This window comes from Streptomyces prunicolor NBRC 13075, from assembly GCF_000367365.1.
GTDB classification, from domain to species: Bacteria; Actinomycetota; Actinomycetes; order Streptomycetales; family Streptomycetaceae; genus Streptomyces; species Streptomyces prunicolor.
This window is the reverse complement of record NZ_BARF01000057.1, coordinates 17955-38783: the sequence shown is the minus strand read 5'-3', so window position 1 is coordinate 38783 and position 20829 is coordinate 17955. Positions and strand designations below refer to the sequence as shown.

At 69.9% G+C, this 20829-nt stretch carries 20 protein-coding genes; 12 read left to right on the top strand and 8 right to left on the bottom strand.

All coding sequences use genetic code 11. From position 1 onward, the window contains the following. Positions 1–19: 19 nt before the first annotated feature. Positions 20–676: a TMEM175 family protein gene (locus tag SPR02S_RS25670; protein WP_026150861.1), complete on the bottom strand. Its 657-nt coding sequence runs from the start codon at positions 674–676 to the stop codon at positions 20–22. Positions 677–749: 73 nt separating this feature from the next. On the opposite strand from SPR02S_RS25670, the gene SPR02S_RS25665 reads away from it, so the two are divergent. From SPR02S_RS25665 to SPR02S_RS25640, 6 genes are all read left to right on the top strand, one after another. Further along, positions 750–1589 carry a hypothetical protein gene (locus SPR02S_RS25665; protein WP_019059873.1) on the top strand — a complete coding sequence of 280 codons (840 nt, stop codon included), beginning with the start codon at positions 750–752 and terminating at the stop codon, positions 1587–1589. A 97-nt stretch (positions 1590–1686) separates the two neighbouring features. Beyond that, positions 1687–2715 carry an N-acetyl-gamma-glutamyl-phosphate reductase gene (argC, locus tag SPR02S_RS25660; protein WP_019059872.1) on the top strand — a complete coding sequence of 343 codons (1029 nt, stop codon included), beginning with the start codon at positions 1687–1689 and terminating at the stop codon, positions 2713–2715. Next, positions 2712–3866, top strand: a complete 1155-nt coding sequence (argJ, locus tag SPR02S_RS25655; protein WP_019059871.1) for a bifunctional glutamate N-acetyltransferase/amino-acid acetyltransferase ArgJ — start codon at positions 2712–2714, stop codon at positions 3864–3866. The genes argC and argJ overlap by 4 nt, the downstream gene beginning before the upstream one ends. Continuing rightward, positions 3863–4822, top strand: a complete 960-nt coding sequence (gene argB / locus SPR02S_RS25650; protein ID WP_019059870.1) for an acetylglutamate kinase — start codon at positions 3863–3865, stop codon at positions 4820–4822. Before argJ ends, argB begins: the two co-directional genes overlap by 4 nt. Then, positions 4819–6015, top strand: coding sequence for an acetylornithine transaminase (locus SPR02S_RS25645; protein ID WP_019059869.1), 1197 nt, complete (start codon positions 4819–4821; stop codon positions 6013–6015). The genes argB and SPR02S_RS25645 overlap by 4 nt, the downstream gene beginning before the upstream one ends. Positions 6016–6034: 19 nt before the next feature. Beyond that, complete coding sequence (locus SPR02S_RS25640; protein ID WP_019059868.1) at positions 6035–6574, top strand: arginine repressor; 540 nt, start codon at positions 6035–6037, stop codon at positions 6572–6574. 93 nt (positions 6575–6667) lie between these two features. Here SPR02S_RS25640 and SPR02S_RS25635 read toward each other — a convergent pair whose 3' ends face one another. From SPR02S_RS25635 to SPR02S_RS25615, 5 genes are all read right to left on the bottom strand, one after another. Beyond that, positions 6668–7471 (bottom strand): FAD:protein FMN transferase, encoded by an 804-nt coding sequence (locus SPR02S_RS25635; protein ID WP_019059867.1) that lies wholly within the window; start codon positions 7469–7471, stop codon positions 6668–6670. Continuing rightward, positions 7464–8249 carry an FMN-binding protein gene (locus SPR02S_RS25630; protein WP_019059866.1) on the bottom strand — a complete coding sequence of 262 codons (786 nt, stop codon included), beginning with the start codon at positions 8247–8249 and terminating at the stop codon, positions 7464–7466. Before SPR02S_RS25630 ends, SPR02S_RS25635 begins: the two co-directional genes overlap by 8 nt. A gap of 19 nt (positions 8250–8268) precedes the next feature. Beyond that, positions 8269–9651 carry a ferredoxin reductase family protein gene (locus SPR02S_RS25625; protein ID WP_019059865.1) on the bottom strand — a complete coding sequence of 461 codons (1383 nt, stop codon included), beginning with the start codon at positions 9649–9651 and terminating at the stop codon, positions 8269–8271. 75 nt (positions 9652–9726) lie between these two features. Then, positions 9727–10182 (bottom strand): FMN-binding protein, encoded by a 456-nt coding sequence (locus tag SPR02S_RS25620; RefSeq protein ID WP_019059864.1) that lies wholly within the window; start codon positions 10180–10182, stop codon positions 9727–9729. A gap of 7 nt (positions 10183–10189) precedes the next feature. Further along, positions 10190–11542 (bottom strand): ferredoxin reductase family protein, encoded by a 1353-nt coding sequence (locus SPR02S_RS25615; RefSeq protein ID WP_019059863.1) that lies wholly within the window; start codon positions 11540–11542, stop codon positions 10190–10192. A gap of 151 nt (positions 11543–11693) precedes the next feature. Between SPR02S_RS25615 and SPR02S_RS25610 the strand changes: the two genes are divergently transcribed. Together SPR02S_RS25610 and SPR02S_RS25605 are read left to right on the top strand one after the other, a co-directional pair. Beyond that, positions 11694–12431 carry a response regulator transcription factor gene (locus SPR02S_RS25610; RefSeq protein ID WP_026150857.1) on the top strand — a complete coding sequence of 246 codons (738 nt, stop codon included), beginning with the start codon at positions 11694–11696 and terminating at the stop codon, positions 12429–12431. Beyond that, on the top strand, positions 12431–13939 hold the full coding sequence (locus SPR02S_RS25605) for a sensor histidine kinase (protein ID WP_019059861.1): 1509 nt from the start codon (positions 12431–12433) through the stop codon (positions 13937–13939). Before SPR02S_RS25610 ends, SPR02S_RS25605 begins: the two co-directional genes overlap by 1 nt. A 114-nt stretch (positions 13940–14053) precedes the next feature. On the opposite strand, the gene SPR02S_RS64955 is transcribed toward SPR02S_RS25605, so the two are convergent. Together SPR02S_RS64955 and SPR02S_RS25595 are read right to left on the bottom strand one after the other, a co-directional pair. Beyond that, positions 14054–14755: a L,D-transpeptidase family protein gene (locus SPR02S_RS64955; RefSeq protein ID WP_019059860.1), complete on the bottom strand. Its 702-nt coding sequence runs from the start codon at positions 14753–14755 to the stop codon at positions 14054–14056. Positions 14756–14899: 144 nt separating this feature from the next. Then, positions 14900–15787: a hypothetical protein gene (locus SPR02S_RS25595; RefSeq protein WP_019059859.1), complete on the bottom strand. Its 888-nt coding sequence runs from the start codon at positions 15785–15787 to the stop codon at positions 14900–14902. A 251-nt stretch (positions 15788–16038) separates the two neighbouring features. Here SPR02S_RS25595 and argH point away from each other — a divergent pair, with 251 nt between their 5' ends. The 4 genes from argH (at position 16039) to SPR02S_RS25575 (ending at position 20810) form a co-directional block, all read left to right on the top strand. After that, complete coding sequence (gene argH / locus SPR02S_RS25590) at positions 16039–17469, top strand: argininosuccinate lyase (protein WP_019059858.1); 1431 nt, start codon at positions 16039–16041, stop codon at positions 17467–17469. A 196-nt stretch (positions 17470–17665) separates the two neighbouring features. Then, on the top strand, positions 17666–18637 hold the full coding sequence (locus SPR02S_RS25585) for an aldo/keto reductase (protein ID WP_019059857.1): 972 nt from the start codon (positions 17666–17668) through the stop codon (positions 18635–18637). Positions 18638–18723: 86 nt separating this feature from the next. Further along, positions 18724–19290: a TetR/AcrR family transcriptional regulator gene (locus SPR02S_RS25580; RefSeq protein WP_019059856.1), complete on the top strand. Its 567-nt coding sequence runs from the start codon at positions 18724–18726 to the stop codon at positions 19288–19290. Further along, on the top strand, positions 19287–20810 hold the full coding sequence (locus SPR02S_RS25575; protein WP_019059855.1) for an MFS transporter: 1524 nt from the start codon (positions 19287–19289) through the stop codon (positions 20808–20810). The genes SPR02S_RS25580 and SPR02S_RS25575 overlap by 4 nt, the downstream gene beginning before the upstream one ends. Positions 20811–20829: the final 19 nt, after the last annotated feature.

The following is a 20829-nucleotide window of genomic DNA, read 5'->3' as shown; positions in this document are numbered from 1 at the left end:
AGTCTGCCGCGCGTTGGTGTCAGGCCTGCGTGAGCCGGCGGCGGTGGTGGCCGATGACGTAGTGGGCCGGGACGAGCGTGATCCAGAACCACATGGCGGCCTCGGCGTCGATGAAGGCCAGTGGAATGGACAGGCCGAACACCAGGACGCTGGACGCGAGTTGGGCGGTGAAGCGGCGGCGGGCCGCGGCCGCGGGGGACTTGGGTGAGGGGTGCACCTGGCGTTGCGTGAGCAGGAGCAAGGTGGCGTGTACGGCGTGGATCGCGGCCATGGCGCTCGCGTAGAGGGCGACGGCGTCGGGCTGGGAGGCGTACTCGGCCAGGAGTCCGGTGGGGAAGGGCAGGAGGGCGACCAGGCCTAGGCCGAGCAGGACCAGGCGGGTGACCACGGTCGTCTCCACGGGCAGGGTGGTGAGGATGCGGCGGTGGTCGCGCCAGAACCCGGCGATGAGGGTGAAGCTGAGCGCGAAGGCGCCGAGGCTGGGCAGCGCGTCGTTCAGGGCCTTGTGGAAAGCGGCGGCGGGCAGATTCGCGGGGACCGCGACATTGATGACGAGCAGCGTCATCGCGATGGCGTATATCCCGTCGGACAGAGCGATCAGGCGTGCCTTGCCCGGGGCGTTCTCGTGCGGATGGGGCGGTGGGGAAGGGTCCGTCGCTGCCACTGGCTCCGTCATGCCGATGACGGTAGGGCGTCGCGTCCTTAAACGGTGGTGCCGATCAGCTGAGTCCGCTTACGGTCGGTTCGTGATGATCAAATGTGACGAGCCGCGCACGCTCGGTGTCCCGGCCCCCGAGGCGAGGCTGCGCTTCGAGGCGGAGGAGGTGGAGAAGGCGGAGCGCGAGGGCCGGTCGAGGCGCCGGTTGCTCGTGGTCGACGGTGAGCCCGCCTTCGAGCTCAGCCACTGGTGCGGAACCTGCCCGTTGCTGTTCCGCCGGTTGGTGACCGCGACGCAGAAGCTGTCGCTGGAGGACGTACGGGAGCGGCTCACCGGGACGCTGGCCGATCCCGGCGACGGCGGTGTGATCGACGCGTTCGGCGCGTTGCTGCCCGAGGGCGAGTACCTTCCGGTGCTGCTGCGCGTGGAACCCCGTCTGGTGATCCCGGGTCGGGAGGGCGACTACTTCAGCGGCGAGCAGGTGGACTCGTGGGGGATCGACCAGTTCTGGGGCCTGCCGGAGTATCCGCACACGCCGTACTACCGGACCTTCGAGACCGCGGTCGGCTCGTCCGCCCACCTGTATGAGTTCGTCGTGCCGATGGTTCCGCCGACGTGGAACGAGCGGGAGCGCGTCGAGGAGTACGTCGAGCTCATGGGCCGGGGCGCGGTCCCGACGGCCGTGGCGGTCTCGACGCTGGACGTGTGCCAGGCCGAAAACGCCTTCGGGGACGACCAGTCCCCGCACTGGGGCCTGACCCACTTCCTCCTCGACGGCCACCACAAGCTGGAGGCCGCGGCCACCGCCGGCCGCCCGGTACAGCTCCTCTCGCTGCTGGCCCTGGGGGAGGGCCTGGCCGACGCCGAGCAGTGCGCTCGACTGCCCGCCCTGCGCGCCCAGTCCCGCTCGGCCCGGAAGGCCGGTGCCTGAGCCGACTCATCGCGGCGGTCTGAGTGCATACCCACTCATCCAGATTGCATAAACGTGCAACGAAACGTATAGTCATGCCATCGATGAGGAGGGTTCCATGGCGGTACGTGCGGCAGTGGCCGGAGCGAGTGGATACGCGGGTGGGGAACTCCTGCGTCTGCTCCTGGCGCACCCCGAGGTCGAGATCGGCGCCCTGACCGGTAACTCCAACGCCGGACAGAAACTCGGTGCGCTCCAGCCGCATCTGCTGCCGCTGGCCGACCGGGTCCTCGAGGAAACTACCCCCGAAATCCTCGCCGGGCACGACGTCGTCTTCCTCGCCCTGCCCCACGGTCAGTCCGCCGCCGTCGCCGAGCAGCTCGGCCCGGACGTCCTCGTCGTCGACATGGGTGCCGACTTCCGGCTCAAGGACGCGGCCGACTGGGAGCGCTTCTACGGCTCCGCGCACGCCGGTACCTGGCCCTACGGCCTGCCCGAACTCCCGGGTGCCCGCGCCGCGTTGGAGGGGGCCAAGCGCATCGCCGTGCCCGGTTGCTATCCGACGGCCGCCTCCCTCGCGCTCTTCCCGGCGTACGCCGCAGGGCTCGCCGAGAACGAGGCCGTGATCGTCGCCGCGTCCGGGACCTCGGGCGCCGGCAAGGCACCCAAGGCGCACCTCCTCGGCAGCGAGGTCATGGGCTCCATGTCGCCGTACGGCGTCGGCGGCGGACATCGGCACACCCCCGAGATCATCCAGAACCTCGGCGCGGCCGCCGGTGAGACCGTCACCGTGTCCTTCACGCCCACCCTCGCGCCGATGGCCCGCGGCATCCTCGCCACGTGCAGTGCCAAGGCCAAGCCCGGTGTCACCGGCGAGTCCGTGCGTGCCGCGTACGAGAAGGCCTTCGCCGACGAGCCCTTCGTGTTCCTGCTCCCCGAGGGACAGTGGCCCGCGACGGCATCCGTCTACGGTTCCAACGCCGTTCAGGTGCAGGTCGCGTACGACGAGGCCGCGGGACGCATCATCGCGATCAGCGCCATCGACAATCTGACCAAGGGCACCGCGGGCGGTGCCGTCCAGAGCATGAACCTCGCCCTCGGGCTCGACGAGACCACCGGGCTTTCTACGATCGGAGTCGCGCCGTGAGTGTGACGGCAGCACAGGGATTCACGGCCGCGGGCATCGCCGCCGGGATCAAGGAGAACGGCAACCCGGACCTGGCCCTCGTGGTCAACACCGGGCCCCGCCTCGCCGCCGCGGGCGTCTTCACCTCCAACCGCGTCAAAGCCGCGCCGGTGTTGTGGTCCGAGCAGGTACTGAAGGGCGGTCAGGTGTCCGCCGTCGTCCTCAACTCCGGTGGTGCCAACGCCTGTACGGGGCCGAAGGGCTTCCAGGACACCCACGCCACCGCTGAGAAGGTCGCGGACACGCTCGGGCTCAACGCCGCCGAGGTCGCCGTCGCCTCCACCGGGCTCATCGGGCTGTTGCTCCCGATGGACAAGCTGCTGCCGGGAGTCGAGGCCGCCGCCGGTCAACTCTCCGAGCACGGTGGTGAGAAGGCCGCCATCGCCATCAAGACCACCGACAGCGTGCACAAGACCGCTGTCGTGACCGCCAAGGACGGCTGGACCGTCGGCGGGATGGCCAAGGGTGCCGGCATGCTCGCCCCCGGCCTCGCCACCATGCTCGTCGTCCTCACCACCGACGCGGACGTCCCAACCGACGTACTGGACAAGGCACTTCGGGCCGCCACCCGCACCACCTTCGACCGGGTCGACTCCGACGGCTGCATGTCCACCAACGACACCGTGCTGCTGCTCGCCTCCGGTGCCTCCCAAGTCACCCCGGGGTACGAGGAGTTCGCCGAGGCCGTGCGCGCCGTCTGCGACGACCTCGGGCAGCAGCTCATCCGCGACGCCGAGGGCGCCAGCAAGGACATCAAGGTCGAGATCGTCAACGCGGCGAGCGAGGACGACGCCGTCGAGGTGGGCCGTTCCATCGCCCGCAACAACCTCCTCAAGTGCGCGATCCACGGTGAAGACCCCAACTGGGGACGGGTGTTGTCCGCGATCGGCACGACCAAGGCCGCCTTCGAGCCCGACCAGCTCAACGTCGCCATCAATGGTGTGTGGGTCTGCAAGAACGGGGGCGTCGGCGAGGACCGCAACAAGGTCGACATGCGCTACCGCGAGGTGCACATCGTCGCCGACCTGGCCGCCGGCACCGAGACGGCCACCATCTGGACCAACGACCTCACCGCGGACTACGTCCACGAGAACAGCGCGTACTCGTCATGAGCGCTACTCGTAAGCACACCGCGCTGCCCAAGGCGCAGATCCTCATCGAGGCGCTGCCCTGGCTGACCCGGCACAACGGCAAGACCGTTGTCATCAAGTTCGGCGGCAACGCCATGATCGACGAGGACCTGAAGGCCGCGTTCGCGCAGGACGTCGTGTTCCTGCACCACGCGGGGCTCAAGCCCGTCGTCGTGCACGGCGGCGGCCCGCAGATCAGCGCCGCCCTCGACCGGCACGGCATCGTCAGCGAGTTCAAGGCCGGCCTGCGCGTCACCACCGAGGACGCCATGGACGTCGTACGGATGGTGCTCGCGGGGCAGGTGCAGCGCGAGTTGGTCGGGCTGCTCAACCAACACGGGCCGCTCGCCGTCGGGTTGACCGGCGAGGACGCGCACACCATCACCGCCACCAAGCATCTGCCGGAGATCGACGGGGAGTTGGTCGACATCGGGCGGGTGGGCGAGATCACCGCGATCGACACCGGCGCGATCGAGGCACTGCTCGCGGACGGCCGTATCCCGGTCGTCTCGTCGATCGCCAGGAGCGAGGACGACGGACATGTCTACAACGTCAATGCTGATACGGCGGCTGCGGCACTCGCTGCTGCGCTGGGGGCCGAGACCCTCATGGTCCTCACGGACGTCGAGGGTCTCTACGAGGACTGGCCCCACAGCGACGAGGTGATCAGCCGCCTCACCGCCACCCAACTGGAGAAGCTGCTCCCGGAGTTGAGCTCCGGGATGGTGCCGAAGATGGAGGGCTGTCTGCACGCCGTGCGCAACGGCGTGACCACCGCCCGGGTCATCGACGGCCGGGTCCAGCACTCGATCCTGCTGGAGATCTTCACCGACGAGGGCATCGGCACGATGGTCGTGCCGGACGAGTTGCCCGACCAGAAGTCCGCCAAGAAGAAGTCCGCCAAGAAGGCCGGCAAGAAGCAGGGGGATGCCGGATGACCGAGAACGTGACGAATGCAGCGCTGACCCAGCGCTGGCAGGGGTCGCTCATGAACAACTACGGCACCCCGAAGCTCCCCCTCGTCCGCGGCGCCGGCGCCAAGCTCTGGGACGCGGACGGCAACGAGTACACCGACTTCGTCGGCGGTATCGCGGTCAACGCCCTCGGACACGCCCACCCGGCGATCGTCGAGGCCGTCAGCAAGCAGATCGCCGAACTCGGCCATGTCTCCAACCTGTTCATCGCCGAACCGCCCGTCGCCCTCGCCGAACGGCTCCTTGAGCGCTTCGGCCGGGACGGCAAGGTGTTCTTCTGCAACTCGGGTGCCGAGGCCAACGAAGGCGCTTTCAAGATCGGCCGGTTGACGGGCCGTCAGCACATGGTCGCCACCGAAGGCGCCTTCCACGGCCGGACGATGGGCTCCCTCGCGCTCACCGGCCAGCCCGGCAAGCAGGCGCCTTTCCTGCCGCTGCCCGGCGACGTCACGCACGTGCCCTTCGGCGACGCCCAGGCCCTCGCGGCCGCCGTCACCGACGAGACCGCGCTCGTCATCATCGAGCCGATCCAGGGCGAGAACGGGGTCGTCGTACCGCCCGCCGGATACCTGAAGGCGGCCCGCGCGATCACCGCCGCGCACGGTGCGCTGCTGGTCCTGGATGAAGTGCAGACCGGGGTCGGCCGTACCGGGCACTGGTTCGAGTACCAGGCCCACGAAGGCGTCCTGCCGGATGTCGTAACCCTCGCGAAGGGGCTCGGCGGCGGGCTGCCGCTCGGTGCCACCGTGGCCTTCGGGCGCGCGGCCGAGCTGCTCCAACCGGGCCAGCACGGCACGACGTTCGGCGGCAACCCGGTTGCCTGCGCCGCCGGACTCGCCGTACTCGACACCATCGAGGCCGAAGGCCTGCTGGAGAACGTCAAGCGGCAGAGCGAGAAGCTGCGCGACGGAATCGAGTCGCTGGGCGACCCGTTGATCGATTATGTCCGGGGTGCGGGCCTCCTCCTGGGTATCGTGCTCACCGAGCCGCTCGCGCCCCAGGTGCAACAGGCGGCTCAGGACGCCGGTTTTCTGGTCAACGCGCCCGCTCCCGATGTCGTACGGCTGATGCCACCGCTGAACCTCGGCGACGACGAGGCGGACGCGTTCCTCCGGGCGCTGCCCGGTGTCCTGGACGTGGCCAAGGGGGACGGATGATCCGGAGAATGAGTCGACGATGAGTCAGGCGCAGGAGCACGAGCACACCGCGGGACCTGCCGTGCCGCAGACCCGCACCGCCCGCCACCGCCGGATCGTGGACATCCTCAACCGGCAACCGGTGCGTTCCCAGAGCCAGTTGGCGAAGCTGCTGTCCGACGACGGGCTGAGCGTCACCCAGGCGACGCTCTCCCGGGACCTGGACGAGCTGAACGCGGTGAAGATCCGCAACAACGACGGCGACCTCATCTACGCGGTACCGAGCGAGGGCGGTTTCCGCACCCCGCGCGTCCCGCTGGGGGAGTCGGCGAAGGAGGAGCGGATGCGGCGGCTCTCCTCCGAGCTGCTGATCTCCGCGGAGGCCTCCGCCAACCTCGTGGTCCTGCGCACTCCGCCGGGCGCCGCCCAGTTCCTCGCCTCGGCGATCGACCAGGCCGAACTCCAGGACATCCTCGGCACCATCGCCGGCGACGACACGCTCCTGCTGATCAGCCGGGACCCGCTCGGCGGCCAGGCCCTCGCGGACCATCTGCTGCGGCTGGCGCAGAACGACCACTGACCTACGCGAAAAAAGACTGATAAAGACTGACGCGGACCAACGAGTCGGGGGTGCACCGGAGTTGTCCGGTGCACCCCCGACTCGCATGGGGCTTCAGCCGAGTCTGGCCGCCAGGCCGCCCGTGCAGCGGACCTCGTCGCCCGCAGTGATGAGCAGGGCTTCTACGTCCGGCAGCGACTCCAGCCAGGCCAGACCCTCCCGCGAACCCATCGCGAACGCGGCCGTGGCCCAGCAGTCGGCCCAGGTCAGACGCGGCGCTACGACCGTGACGGCGACCAGGTCCGTCACCGCGGACTTGCCGGTCGACGGGTCCACGATGTGCGCCCCGCGCTCCGCCGTACCGGAGGTGGCCACGGCCAACTCGTCAACGCCCGCAGCCGAGATGACAGCCGCGAGACCGCCGGGACGGAGCGGATCGGAGACGCCGACCCGCCAGGGGCGGTGCGGTCCCGGGGTGCCGAACATCTGGACGTCACCGCCGCCGTTCACGCTGACCCCGCTCACCCCGTCCGCCGCCGCGATCAGCTCGGCCGCCCGCTCGGCGGCCCAGCCCTTCACGATGCCGGTCGGGTCGAGCTGTCCCTCGTACGTGGTGCTGAACCAGCCGGCACTCACCCGCTCCGCCTCGGCGCCCAGCTCCAGCACCTCGGCGACGTCGGCGTCGCACTCCGCGAGGGTCAGGTCGCCGCGGGCCAGCCGGGAGACCTGGCTGTCGTCGCGGTAGGTGCTGAACACCTCGTTGACGCGGTGCAGTTGGGCGACCGCCTGCTCCAGCGCGGTCCGGACGGCCTCGGGCTCCCCGCCGCGGATGTCGAAGGAGAACACCGTCCCCATGACCTCCTCGGCGTGCCGCAGTTCGGCGGGAGCCGCCGCGGGATCGGTCACCGTGTCAGCCACCGGCCTTGTCCAGCGCCGACTGCAGGGACTTCTTGTAACCGCCGCTCGTGTACGACGCACCCGACACGGAGTCGATGTTCGCGTTCCCGGCGGCCACGGCCTCCTGGTTGAGCTTGGGGATCGCCAGCGCCGTCTTCTGGTCGCTGGTCCCGCCGCTCGGGGCCTGCACGGCATCGGCCTTGGTGATCTTGCCGCCCGCGACGGTGATCCGGACCTGGACCGGCCCGTACTCGGTCGACACGACCTCACCGGTGACGGTCTTGGCCTGCGCGGCGGGCGCCGCGGCGGCCGAACTCTGGGACGGGGCGGCCGTGTTGGCGCCGGCGGCCTTCATCTTGTCGATGGCCGACTGCAGGGACTTCTTGTAGCCGCCGCTGGTGTACGTCGCCCCGGACACGGACGTGATGTCCGCGCTCTGGGTGGCGACGACCTCCTGGTTGAGCTTCGGGACGGACAGCGCGGTCTTCTGGTCGCTGGTGCCGCCCTTGGGCGCCTGGACGGCCTCGGCCTTGGTGATCTTCCCGCCTGCGACCGTCAGCCGTACCTGGACGACCCCGTACTCGGTCTGGGTGGCGGCGCCCGTGATCGTGGAGGTCCCGGCCGCCGCGGCACCGCCCTGGGGCGATTCCTGCGCGGCGGCGGTCTCCTGGGCCGCCGCACCTTGCGCGGACGCCGAGTTGGAGTCGGTCGCCGGCTTCAGGGAGAGCAGCAGAACGATCCCGGACACGGTGGCGGCGCTCGCGAGCAGAACACGCCGGATGGGGTGGCTCTTCTTCATTGCTCCTGACTCCCGTCGCTCACATCTCGAACGACTCGTGATGGATACGGCGGGCGGGGACCCCCGCGCCGCGCAGTGCTTCGTAGACCGACTGCGCGAAGCCGGGCGGCCCGCACATGAAGACGTCGTGGTTGTCGATGTCGGGCAGCTTGCGGCGCAGGGAGTCCGCCGAGATGTCGGGGCGCTCCCCGTCGGGGCTGTTGACCGCGTACATGAGGCGGGCGCCGCGCTCGTCGGCGATCTTCGCCAACTCGTCCCACAGCGCCAGGTCCTGGGTGGTGTTGGCGCGGTAGAGCAGCGTGATGTCACCGGCCGCGCCGGGCAGTGTCTCGAACAGTGCCCGCATCGGCGTGATGCCGACGCCGCCCGCGACCAGCAACACCTTGCCGCGCGTGCGCCGTTGGGAGGTCAGCGCGCCGTAGGGGCCCTCGGCCCACACCTTCATGCCGGGCCGCAGTTCGCGCAGCCGGGCGCTGTGGTCGCCGATCGCCTTGACCGTGATCCGCAGCATGTTCGGGCGGGGGGCCGCCGACAGCGAGTACGGGTGCGAGCTGAACCGCATGCCCGGCGCCAGGAAGCGCCACCGGAAGAACTGCCCGGCCTCCGCGCCCATCCGGTGCAGCTTCCGTCCGCCGATGAGCACGGACACGATGCCGGGGGTCTCCTCGATGACCGCCTCGACCCGCATCCGGTGCCGCATGTTGAGCCGGATCGGGGTGAGGATCCGGTACCAGACCACCAGCGCGGTGACCGTGCCGTAGAGCCCGTACCAGACGGTCTTGGCGATCGGCGTCAGCGCGAAGTCGTTGCCGGTGGTGATCTGGTGCCAGAAGGTGAAGAACACCGCCGCGTACGTCAGCAGATGCACGTGGTACCACAGGTCGTACGGCAGCCTGCGGCGGATGCCGCCGATCGACGAGAGGCCGATGAGCAGGAACAGGCCGGTGCCGATGGCGGCCTTGCCCATGTCGGGCAGCTGGTTCACCGAGTCGATGGTCTGCTGGACGATGTCGCTCAGCGTCTTGCCCGCCTGGAGGGCGTAGCCCCACATGATGAGGAAGACGTGCGCGAAGACCAGGCAGAGCGTGTAGCGACCGCTCATCGCGTGCCAGCGGGCGACCCGGTCGGAGCCGACCCGGCGCTCCAGGGCGGGCACGCGGGCCATCTGGAGCACGACGAGTGCCATCAGATATCCGGCCAACAGGCCAGTGATACGGCCCGCGTTGAGGATCTTGCCGTTCTGGTCGGCGATGGACGGCGTGTTGTGCCACCACAGCCACAGCACCCCGACCGCGCCCGCCCAGACGGCGAGCAGCAGCAGGGTCGCTGGGGAGCGGCGCGGGCGGATGCGGCGCATCGTCTGGCGGCGGGCGGCACGTCCGCCTGCGAGCGTGGTGGTCACGGTTCCTCCGTGGACGGGGCAAGGGGGGTGGGCTGGTCCCTTGGCCCTGAAGTACGTGCCGTTGCGCCTGTGCGTTCAGAGTCCCGCAGAGTCCAGTGCGGACTGGAGTGACTGGCGGTAACCGTCACTTGTGTAGGTGGCTCCCGACACGGTGTCGATGCTCGCGCTCTGCGCGGCGAGGGCCTCGCTCTTCAACTCGGGCAGGGCATAGGAGTTGATCTCCTGATCGCGTGGATTCTCCGACGGCGACTGGAGCACCGTGACATCGGTGAGCTTCCCGCTCTTCACCGTGATTTTCACCTGGACGGGGCCCCACTGGGTCTGCGCGGTGTCGCCGGTGACGGTCTTGGTGCCCGTGGTGCTCGAACCGCCGGAACCAGTACCGGAGTTGGAACTGGCCGGCGCGGGCGCCACCGCTATCGCGGGCGTCGTGTGCGGCTTCAGGGCCAGCAGCAGTACCAGACCGGACGCGGTGACCGCGCTCGCCAGCACGATGCGGCGCAGCGGACGGTTCTTCTTCAACGGATGCACGACGGCCTCACAGCTCGAACGACTCGTGGTGGATACGACGGTCCGGCACACCGGCGGCGGACAGCGCGCCGTACAACTCCTGGGCGAACGCGTGCGGACCGCAGATGTACACGTCGTGCCCGGCGAGATCGGGCACGGCCTCGCGCAGTGCCCTCACGCCGAGCGAAGGCCGTTGCCCCTTGGGCCCGTTGAGCGCGTACAGCACCTTCGCCCCGCGCCACTGAGCGATCGCCTCCAACTCCGCGCCCAACGCCAGGTCTTGGGCGGTACGCGCCCGGTACAGCAGCGTCACCTCGCCGGGCAGCGTCTCGAACAGCGCCCGCAGCGGGGTGATCCCGACCCCGGCCGCGATCAGCAACGACCGCTGCCCGGAACTCCGCTGGGCGGTCATCGACCCGTACGGCCCCTCCGCCCACACCCGGGCCCCCGGCCGCAGCAGGGCTATGGCGGCACTGTGGTCGCCGAGCGCCTTGACCGTGATCCGCAGCAGGTCCCGGCGGGGCGGCGCCGACAGCGAGTACGGCGTCGAGGTCCAGCCCATGCCCTCGCCGAAGAACCGCCAGCGGAAGAACTGCCCTGCCTCCGCGCCCAGTTCGTGGACCCGCCGCCCGCGTACGACGACGGAGTACACACCCGGAGCCTCCCGGTGCACCGACTCCACCCGCAGCCGGTGCCGCAGGTTGAGCCGCACCGGGGCGAGGATCCGGTACCAGAGGACGAGGGCCGCGACACCGAGGTACAGCGCGTACCAGGCGTCCGTGGCCCCGGCCCGGCCGCTGAACTGCTCGCCCAGGGACAGCTGGTGGAAGAAGGAGAGGAACACGGCGACGTACGTGAGGAGATGGACGTAGTACCAGAACTCGTAGCTCAGCTTCCGTCGCGCCGCGCGTGCCGAGGTGATGCCGACGGCGAAGAGGATGACCGCCCCGAAGGTCGCCTTCAGCATGTCCGGATAGTCGAGCACGACGGTGACCGTCTCGTGCACGATCGAGGCACGGTCCTGGGCGGCGTACCCGAGCAGGATGAAGACGACATGCGCGACCAGCAGACACACCGTGTACCGCCCGGCCATCGCATGCCAGCGCGCCACCCGGTCCGACCCGATCCGCCGCTCCAGCAACGGCACCCGAGCCATCAGCCCCACGAGCACGGCACAGGCATACCCGCACAGCAGCCCGGCGAGCCGCCCGGCCCCGGTCAGCCAGCCCGCCGCCCCGACCACCGATCCGGTGTCCGCCCACCAGAGGGCGACCGAGGCCGCCGCGCCCGCCCACAGCAGGGCGAGGACCAAGCCCGCCGGCGAGCGCCGGGGAACCGGCGGCACGGGCGGCGCCTTCCGCTGCTCGTACACGGTGGTCATGTGTGCGTCCTTTCACCTGTCCTGCACGCAACTGTGCGGGCCGAACCTCTGAGGGATCTCTGAGCGAACCCGTTTCTCAGCGTTCTCAGAAGAAACTCAGAGGGGCCGACGGCGGCCGAGGACGCGAAGAGGGGAGATGCTGGTGAGCGAGATGAACACGACCCGCTCCGGCCGACCGGCCCTCACCCGCCCCGACGGCACCCCCGTCCGCGTCCTGGTCGTCGACGACGACCCCGACCTCGCCGAGGTGCTCTCCGGCGCCCTGCGCTACGAGGGCTGGGAGGTCCGCGCGGCCGGCGACGGCGCCTCCGCGCTCGCCGGGGCGCGCGAGCTGCGGCCCGACGCCGTCGTCCTCGACGTGATGCTCCCGGACACCGACGGCTTCGCCGTGCTGCGCTCCCTGCACGAGGTGAAGCCCGACGTGTGCGTGCTCTTCCTCACCGCCCGGGACACGGTCGAGGACCGCATCGCCGGCATCACCGCGGGCGGCGACGACTACGTGACGAAACCCTTCAGCCTGGAGGAGGTCGTCGCCCGGCTGCGCGGACTGCTGCGCCGCGCGGGCATGGCCCGCCAGCAGGAGGAGGGCCCCCGGATGACCGTCGGGGACCTGGTCATGGACGAGGAGGCCCGCGAGGTCACCCGCGCGGGCGACCTCGTCGAACTCTCCCCGACCGAGTTCGAACTCCTCCGCTTCCTCATGCGCAACCCGCGCCGCGTCCTCAGCAAAGCCCAGATCCTCGACCGCGTCTGGTCCTACGACTTCGGCGGCCAGGCCCATGTCGTCGAGCTGTACATCTCGTACCTGCGCAAGAAGGTGGACGCGGGCCGGGTACCCATGATCCACACCGTGCGCGGGGCCGGTTACGTGCTCAAGCCGGTCGTGTGATGGACACGGGACGCCGGGCCGTCGGGCGGTGGCTGCGCCGACTGCCCCGCCCGTACACCCTGAGGGCGCGCCTGACGGCGGGCCTGGTGGTGCTGCTCGCGGTCAGCTGCGCCGCCGTCGGGGTGGCCGCGGTGATCGAACTGGACGGCTTCCTCACCGGACGCCTGGACCAGCAGCTGATCGAGGTCGGGACCCAGTTCCCGGCCAGCCTGGAGCACAAGGGCCAGACGCTGACCGACCACGACGCCGACGACCGGGAACGCGGCGACACCCGTCGTCAGGCACCGCACACCTTCGGTGCCCGTCTGGTCGACGGCGTCGTCACCAACTCGGGGGTCGTGCCCGCGGACAAGGACGACACCACGACCGACCTGAAGGTGGCGCTGACCGAGCGGGACCGGAGGGAACTCGCCGCGGTGCCGGTCGGCGGCACGGCCCGCACCATTCACCTCTCGTCCCTCGGCAAGTACCGCGTCCTCGCCGCCAAGGGCCGGGACGGCGACGTGATGATCACCGGACTCCCGCTGGAGTCCGTGGAGGCCACGGTCCACCGGCTGGAGGCGGTCGAGGCGATCGTCTTCGGCGCGGCCCTCCTGATCGCCGGATTCGCGGGCGCGCTCTGGGTGCGCTGGTCCCTACGGCCGCTCAGCCGGGTCGCCGCCACGGCCACCCGGGTCAGCGAACTCCCGCTGGCCAGCGGCGAGGTGACCCTGCCGCCCCGGGCACCCGAGTCCGATCCGCGCAGCGAGGTGGGCAAGGTCGCCGGTGCCTTCAACCGCATGCTCGGCCATGTCGAGGACGCGCTCACCCACCGGCACGCCAGCGAGGAACGCCTACGCAGCTTCGCGGCCGACGCCAGCCACGAACTGCGCACCCCGGTGGCGTCGATCCGGGGCCACGCCGAACTCGCCCTCCTCCACCCGGACCCGGTCCCGCCGAAGGTGACCCGGGCGCTGGAACGCATCACGGCGGAGTCCGCCCGCATGGGCGTCATGGTCGACGAGATGCTCCTCCTCGCCCGCCTGGACGCGGGCCGCCCCCTCGAACGCCGCCCCGTCGACCTCACCCACCTGGTCCTCGACGCCGTAGCCGACGCACGCGCCGCGGGCCCCGACCACCGCTGGGCCCTGCAACTCCCCGAGGAACCGGTCACGGTGACGGGCGACGCCCACCGCCTCCAACAGGTGTTGGCCAACTTGTTGGCCAACGCGCGTTTGCACACGCCTGTTGGTACGAAGGTGACGGTCGGGGTGGAGACAGGTGAGGGGGCGACCTCGCTGACGGTCCACGACGACGGCCCGGGCGTCCCGATGGAGGTCCAGCCGGGAGTCTTCGAACGCTTCACCCGCGGGGACCGCAGACGAACGGAGGGCGGCGGAGGGAGTGGAGGAGGAGCGGGCCTGGGCCTGTCGATCGTGGCGGCGGTGACGGAGGCGCATGGGGGAAGCGTGAGGTTGGAGAGCCGCCAGGGTTCGACGACGTTCACGGTGTGGCTTCCGGCGACCTGAACCCCCTAAGGGGCGCGGGGCTGTGTCGATTTGCGGCTCCGCCGCGTGGGCGCGACCAGCCACAGTGGGCCCGCACCCGCCGTACAACCGATACCTGAACGGCGCCTTCGCGAATCAGTACCGAGTGATCGCCGTAACCCCACCAGCCGTCCCAATCGCAATATGCGGCGACCGCCCAGGATCAGCCCACCGCAAAATCCTCCGCATCGCATCCCCCGGCACAGACACACAACCGGCGGTAGCCCCACGCCCGTTGACATGCAAAAAGATCCCGGCCCCCCGCCCCTTCACAGGCTTGGCGTAGTTGAACCCGACGACGAACCCATACGCATACTGCGTCGCATAGGAGATCAACCGCTCGGACTCGGACGCCCGACAATCACGCGCCAGGGGCTCACTCCACCGGTTGTAGACCCGAGACCGCGTGTCCTCACACCACCACGAACTCCCGCCCACCCGCCGGTACTTGGCCTTGGTCCCACCCGGAGCCGCCTTGATCCCAAAGGCATAAGGCAGGTCGTACAACCCGGTCGGAGTCGTATAGGACCCCTGCTTACGGGACCCACCCTCGACAAGCCCCTTCGCCCCGAACCGAGCCGCCACGGACCCGACCTTCACCCAGGCACCACCCCGCCGCTCCCACCAACTCAGCGTCCCCGCAGTGGAATTGGCACGCGGAGCCTGAGCGAGGATCAGCTGACTCCCACCCCCGGTATCCGCGAGCAACGACGGAATCGGCGGCGCCGCGGCCCGTGAGGGAACCGCGGCGAGCAGCAGAAGGGACGCGGACGCGAGGGCGACGACACCGGAGCGCATGGCTCAGACGGTAGAGGTCACCGGCGGCACAGGCAGCCCGGATGAGCCATTCAGGGCCGGTTGGAGTGCGGTCCGGTGTGTCGCGGGCGTCACCGTGGCCGCCCCGGCCGGCGTTCATCGGGGCGGCCACGGCTGCCTGTCACGTCACTTGGTGAGCGTGCAGGCGGCCAGGGAGTCGAGGCCGCTGGGCTTGGTGCCCTGACGCCCGATGGCGATGGCGATCCGGTCGATGGTGGACGTGCGCTTGTCCTCCAGCGGGCCGAGGATCGCGTTCTGGACGAAGTTGGCGCCACCCTGTCCGACGGTGTCGACGAGTCGCTTGTTGGCCTCGGCGATCTGCGTGTCGAGAAGGGCGAGGTTCCGGTCGACCTCGGCCTGCGCGGAAGCCGGAACGGCGGGCAGCTGCGACTTCACGTCCGGGCAGGTGATCGTCCCGACCGCACTCGCCGCGTCGCCAGTGTCCTCCGTCCCCCCGGCAGCGTCCGCGGCGGACTCCGTGGCGCTCGGGGTCGCGGTGTCGGTCGCACCGGTATCGGTGCCGGTGTCGGTCCCGCCCGTCTCCGTCCCGCCGACGTCGGTCCCACCGGTGTTCAGGGCGCAGGTGGCCAGCGAGTCGAGACCGGTCGGCTTGGTGCCCTGACGCCCGATGGCAATAGCGATCCGGTCGATCGTCGACACCCGCTTGTCCTTCAGCGGGCCGAGGATCGCGTTCTGAACGAAGTTCGCCCCACCCTGCCCCACCGTGTCGACGAGCCGCTTGTTGGCCTCGGCGATCTGCGTGTCGAGAAGGGCGAGGTTCCGGTCGACCTCGGCCTGCGCCGACGCCGGAACGGCAGGCAGCTGCGACTTCACATCCGGGCAGGTGATCGTCCCGGTGTCGGCCAAGGTCCGGGCGCTCTGCGCCGTGCTGCTCTTGTCCGGCGTCCCGGCAAGAGCGGACCCGGCGATGACCGCGCCGGACAGCACCACGGCGGCGGCACCGCCGATGAACACGACGCGACGCTTGTTGTACTTGGGGAGAGCCCTGGACATGCGAATGCCTCACTCGGGTCAGGGGTGAACTGGGGGTGACTCTTGGGTGACTCGTGGGGAGAAACGCGGCGCCTGCGTCCGGCGAGAGGTACGGGTAAGCGGTTGCTGCCGTTCAAGGGACGCTAAAATTGACGAATCATGCAGAGCTCTGCATAATCATGCATGAGAGACAATGCAGGGAAACTGCAGGGACGACACAGGGACAACGCGGAACATCGCGACCCACCCACGGCCTTTGAGGAGCAGCGCAAGTGAGCAGCAACAGCGGTGACGTACGGCTCTGGGGCGGTCGTTTCGCCGACGGTCCCGCCGAGGCCCTGGCGAAGCTGTCCGCGTCCGTCCACTTCGACTGGCGGCTCGCGCCCTACGACATCGCCGGTTCCCGCGCCCACGCGCGCGTGCTGCACAAGGCGAACCTCCTCACGGACGACGAGCTGAACCGCATGCTCGCGGGCCTGGACCAGCTCGAAGCGAACGTCGCCGACGGCTCCCTCGTCGGCACGATCGCCGACGAGGACGTCCATACGGCCCTGGAACGCGGCCTGTTGGAGATCCTCGGCCCCGACCTCGGCGGCAAGCTGCGCGCGGGCCGCTCCCGCAACGACCAGGTCGCCACCCTCTTCCGGATGTACCTGCGCGACCACGCCCGCACGATCGGCGGCCTCATCGCCGACCTCCAGGACGCGCTGGTCGGCCTCGCGGAGGCCCACCCGGACGTGGCGATGCCCGGCCGCACCCACCTTCAGCACGCCCAGCCGGTGCTGTTCGCCCACCACGTGCTGGCGCACGTACAGCCTCTGTCCCGGGACGCGGAACGCCTCCGTCAGTGGGACGAGCGGACGGCCGTCTCCCCGTACGGCTCGGGAGCGCTCGCGGGTTCCTCCCTCGGCCTGGACCCGGAGTCGGTGGCGAAGGACCTCGGCTTCGAGCACGGCTCGGTCGCGAACTCCATCGACGGAACGGCCTCCCGTGACTTCGTCGCGGAGTTCGCCTTCATCACGGCGATGATCGGGGTGAACCTCTCCCGGATCGCCGAGGAGATCATCATCTGGAACACGAAGGAGTTCTCCTTCGTGACCCTGCACGACGCGTTCTCCACGGGCTCGTCGATCATGCCGCAGAAGAAGAACCCGGACATCGCGGAGTTGGCGCGCGGCAAGTCGGGCCGCCTGATCGGCAACCTCACGGGCCTGATGGCAACGCTCAAGGCCCTCCCCCTCGCCTACAACCGCGACCTCCAGGAGGACAAGGAGCCGGTCTTCGACTCCATCGACCAACTCGAGGTCCTGCTCCCGGCGTTCACCGGCATGATGGCCACCCTCACCATCCACCGCGACCGCATGGAAGAACTGGCCCCGGCCGGCTTCTCCCTCGCCACGGACATCGCCGAGTGGCTGGTCAAGCAGGGCGTCCCCTTCCGGGTGGCCCACGAGGTCGCCGGCGAGTGCGTCAAGGTCGCCGAATCCGAGGGCATCGAACTGGACGGCCTCACGGACGAACAGTTCGCGAAGATCTCCGCCCACCTCACCCCCGAGGTCCGGTCCGTCCTCAACGTCCCGGGCGCCCTGGCCTCCCGCAACGCCCGTGGCGGCACGGCCCCGAGCGCGGTAGCAATCCAACTGGCAGAGGTGAAGCGCGACTTGGCGGTTCAGTACGAGTGGGCCACGGCGAAGAAGAAGTAGGGCCGCGCGCCCAAGGGCCGCAGGCCCTCTGGGGGCGCGGGGCTGTATCGATGTGCGGCTCTGCCGCGTGGGCGCGACAAGCCACGACGTACCTGCACTCGCCAATCCACCGCAAGCCCCCGAGCTCTGAAGCGCAGGTCATCCCGGGTTACGTTGGTCAGCAGCCCTACCGGAGCCGACCAAGACGGAGCCCGCGATGCCCTTCGCCCGACTGGCAACAGCAACAACCCCCACCAGCCACCTCGGACTGGGCCTCGCCGCAGTAGGCCGCCCCGGCTACATCAACCTGGGCCGAGAAAAAGACCTCGGAGAGACCCGCACCGTAGAAACCCTCCGCACCCGCACCCACGAACTCCTCGACGCCGCCTACGCGCAAGGCGTCCGCTACTTCGACGCAGCCCGCTCCTACGGCCGCTCCGAGGAGTTCCTGGCCGACTGGCTGAAGACCCACCCCGACCTGGACGACATCGTGGTCGGCAGCAAATGGGGCTACACCTACACCGCCGACTGGACCACGGACGCGGAGAAGCACGAGGTCAAGGACCACAGCGTCCAGACCTACGACCGCCAGCGCGCCGAGACCGCCGAACTGCTCGGCGCCCACCTCGACCTCTACCAGATCCACTCGGTGACCCCCGACAGCCCGGCCCTCACCGACAAGGAACTCCACGCGAAACTGGCCGAGTTGGCGGCAACGGGCGTCACCATCGGCTTCTCCACCAGCGGCCCCGCCCAGGCGGACGCGATCCGCGCCGCCCTCACCGTGACGGTGGACGGCGAGCCCCTCTTCCGCACCGTCCAGTCGACGTACAACGCCCTGGAGATCTCTGCGGGCCCGGCCCTCACCGAGGCTCACGACGCCGGCCTCGCGGTGATCGTCAAGGAGGGCATGGCCAACGGAAGGCTGGCGGACCCGTACGCCCCGGACGCGCTGAAGGCCGTGGCCGAGGAAACGAACACGGGCGCCGACGCGATCGCCCTGGCCCTGATCCTGCGCGAGCCCTGGGCAGGCGTGGCCCTGTCCGGCGCCGCGACCGCCGCCCAGCTCGCCTCCAACCTGCACGCGGCGGCCGTGGACCTGAACGACGACCAGCTGTCCCGCCTAGCGACGCTCGCCGAGGAGCCGCGCACGTACTGGGAGAAGCGCGGCCGGCTGCCCTGGCACTGAGAAGCCCCTGACTACTGGCACTCCCCTCGTGAGACGACCATGCCCGCGATGAGACATGAGTGTCTCATGTGGGTTATGGTTGTCTCATGGCTCTCGACCGTGACCACGCTCTCCGCGCTGCCGCGGCCCTGCTGACCCGTAAGTCCACCGCGACCATGGACGAGGTCGCCAAGGCGGCCGGGATCAGCCGGGCCACGCTGCACCGCCAGTTCGCGGGTCGGGACGCGCTCGTACGGGCGCTGGAGGCGCTCGGCATCGCGGAGTGCGAGACCGCGCTGGAGGCGGCGCGGCTGGATGAGAACCCCGCCGAGGACGCCGTACGACGGCTCGTCCGCGAGGTCGAACCGGCCGCCGGCCTGCTCGCCTTCCTCTACACCGAGAACCAGCTGTTCGAGGGCGAGGAACAGCACGCGGGCTGGGCCCGGATCGACGACCGCATCACCGCCGTGTTCCGGCGCGGCCAGCAGAACGGCGAGTTCCGCATCGACCTGACGCCCGCCTGGCTCACCGAGGCACTGTTCGGCCTGCTGGCCTCCGGTGCCTGGATGGTGCAGAGCGGCAAGGGCGCCCCCAAGGACTTCACCCGCATGATCGCCGAGCTGCTGCTCGGCGGCGCACTGCGACGAGACGAAACACAGAGAGAGGGATCATGATCAGCACCCTGCAGCCGGCGATCGCGACGGAGACGGAGAAGCGCCCGGGCCGTTGGCTCGCGCTCTCCGTCCTCGTGCTCGCCGTGCTGCTGGTGGCCGTGGACGCGACGGTCCTGGGCCTCGCAACCCCGTACATCAGCGAGGACTTGAAGCCGACCGGCACCCAACTCCTCTGGATCGGCGACGTCTACTCCTTCGTCATCGCGGGCCTGCTCGTGTCGATGGGCAGCCTCGGCGACCGCATCGGCCGCAAGAAGATCCTGCTGATCGGAGCCACGGCGTTCGGCGCGATCTCGATCCTCAACGCCTATGCATCCACACCCGAGTTGATGATCCTGGCCCGGGCGCTCCTCGGCGTCGCGGGCGCGACCCTGATGCCCGCGACCCTCGCCCTGATCCGCAACATCTTCCACGACCCGCGCGAACGCAGCCTCGCGGTCGGCATCTGGGGCGCAACAGCCTCCGCCGGTACGGCAGTCGGCCCGGTAGCGGGCGGCTTCCTGCTCGAACACTTCTGGTGGGGCTCGGTCTTCCTGATCAACCTGCCGGTGATGGCGGTCCTGGTCCTGGTAGGCATCAAGACGCTCCCGGAATCCAAGAACCCCAACCCGGGCCCGTGGGACCTGATCAGCGTGGTCCTGTCCCTGATCGGCGTGATCGGAGTGGTCTACGCGGTGAAGGAGGCCGCGACCCGCGGCTTCGAGCTGCCCTCACTGGCGGTAGGCATACTCGGTGCGGCGGCCCTGTACTGGTTCGTCCGCCGCCAACTCACGCTCCCCGCCCCCCTGTTGGACATGCGCCTGTTCCGCAACCGCGGCTTCAGCGCGGCCGTCCTGGCCGACCTGCTGACCATCATCGGCCTGTCCGGCCTGGTGTTCTTCCTCTCCCAGTACCTGCAACTGGTCCAGGGCAGGGGCCCGTTCGAGGCGGGCCTGGCCGAAATCCCCGCAGCGGTGGGCGCGGTGGCGGCCGGCCTGATCGCGGGAAGGGTGGCCCGCCGCTTCTCGGTGCGCGCGGTGGTCGCCGGCGGCCTGGCGGCAGTGGGCCTGGCACTGGCCGTACTGACAACCCTCAACCAGTCGACCGGCTACCCACTCCTGGGCGCCGCCCTCCTGGTCGTCGGCGTAGGTGCCGGCTTCTCCTTCACGGTGACAGCCGACGTCATCCTCTCCTCCGTACCGAAGGAGCAAGCGGGCGCGGCCTCAGCAGTCTCGGAAACGGCCTACGAGTTGGGCGCGGCCCTGGGAATCGCCGTACTCGGCTCGATCGTGACAGGCGTGTACAGGGGCTTCGCAGCTCCGGCGGGAACACCGAGCGGGGCGCACGAGTCGTTGGGCGGCGCGGTGGAAGCGGCGGCAAGTATGCCGACCCAGGCGTCCCAGGAAATGCTGACGTCGGCGAGAGAAGCCTTCGTCAGCGGCCTCAGCGTGGCATCAGCGGTAGGCGCAACAGTCCTACTGGCAACGGCAGTTGCAGCATGGTTCATGCTGAAGAACCAGGAACTGGAAGACGCCGGGTAGGGCGATGCCTTAAGGGGCG

Excerpts from the sequence above, each read along its gene's own strand:
- SPR02S_RS25670 (WP_026150861.1), bottom strand. The coding sequence starts at position 676 with ATGACGGAGCCAGTGGCAGCGACGGACCCTTCCCCACCGCCCCATCCG.
- SPR02S_RS25665 (WP_019059873.1), top strand. The coding sequence starts at position 750 with ATGATCAAATGTGACGAGCCGCGCACGCTCGGTGTCCCGGCCCCCGAG.
- argC (WP_019059872.1), top strand. The coding sequence starts at position 1,687 with ATGGCGGTACGTGCGGCAGTGGCCGGAGCGAGTGGATACGCGGGTGGG.
- argB (WP_019059870.1), top strand. The coding sequence starts at position 3,863 with ATGAGCGCTACTCGTAAGCACACCGCGCTGCCCAAGGCGCAGATCCTC.
- SPR02S_RS25645 (WP_019059869.1), top strand. The coding sequence starts at position 4,819 with ATGACCGAGAACGTGACGAATGCAGCGCTGACCCAGCGCTGGCAGGGG.
- SPR02S_RS25640 (WP_019059868.1), top strand. The coding sequence starts at position 6,035 with ATGAGTCAGGCGCAGGAGCACGAGCACACCGCGGGACCTGCCGTGCCG.
- SPR02S_RS25630 (WP_019059866.1), bottom strand. The coding sequence starts at position 8,249 with ATGAAGAAGAGCCACCCCATCCGGCGTGTTCTGCTCGCGAGCGCCGCC.
- SPR02S_RS25615 (WP_019059863.1), bottom strand. The coding sequence starts at position 11,542 with ATGACCACCGTGTACGAGCAGCGGAAGGCGCCGCCCGTGCCGCCGGTT.
- SPR02S_RS25610 (WP_026150857.1), top strand. The coding sequence starts at position 11,694 with ATGAACACGACCCGCTCCGGCCGACCGGCCCTCACCCGCCCCGACGGC.
- SPR02S_RS25605 (WP_019059861.1), top strand. The coding sequence starts at position 12,431 with ATGGACACGGGACGCCGGGCCGTCGGGCGGTGGCTGCGCCGACTGCCC.
- SPR02S_RS64955 (WP_019059860.1), bottom strand. The coding sequence starts at position 14,755 with ATGCGCTCCGGTGTCGTCGCCCTCGCGTCCGCGTCCCTTCTGCTGCTC.
- SPR02S_RS25595 (WP_019059859.1), bottom strand. The coding sequence starts at position 15,787 with ATGTCCAGGGCTCTCCCCAAGTACAACAAGCGTCGCGTCGTGTTCATC.
- SPR02S_RS25585 (WP_019059857.1), top strand. The coding sequence starts at position 17,666 with ATGCCCTTCGCCCGACTGGCAACAGCAACAACCCCCACCAGCCACCTC.
- SPR02S_RS25580 (WP_019059856.1), top strand. The coding sequence starts at position 18,724 with ATGGCTCTCGACCGTGACCACGCTCTCCGCGCTGCCGCGGCCCTGCTG.
- SPR02S_RS25575 (WP_019059855.1), top strand. The coding sequence starts at position 19,287 with ATGATCAGCACCCTGCAGCCGGCGATCGCGACGGAGACGGAGAAGCGC.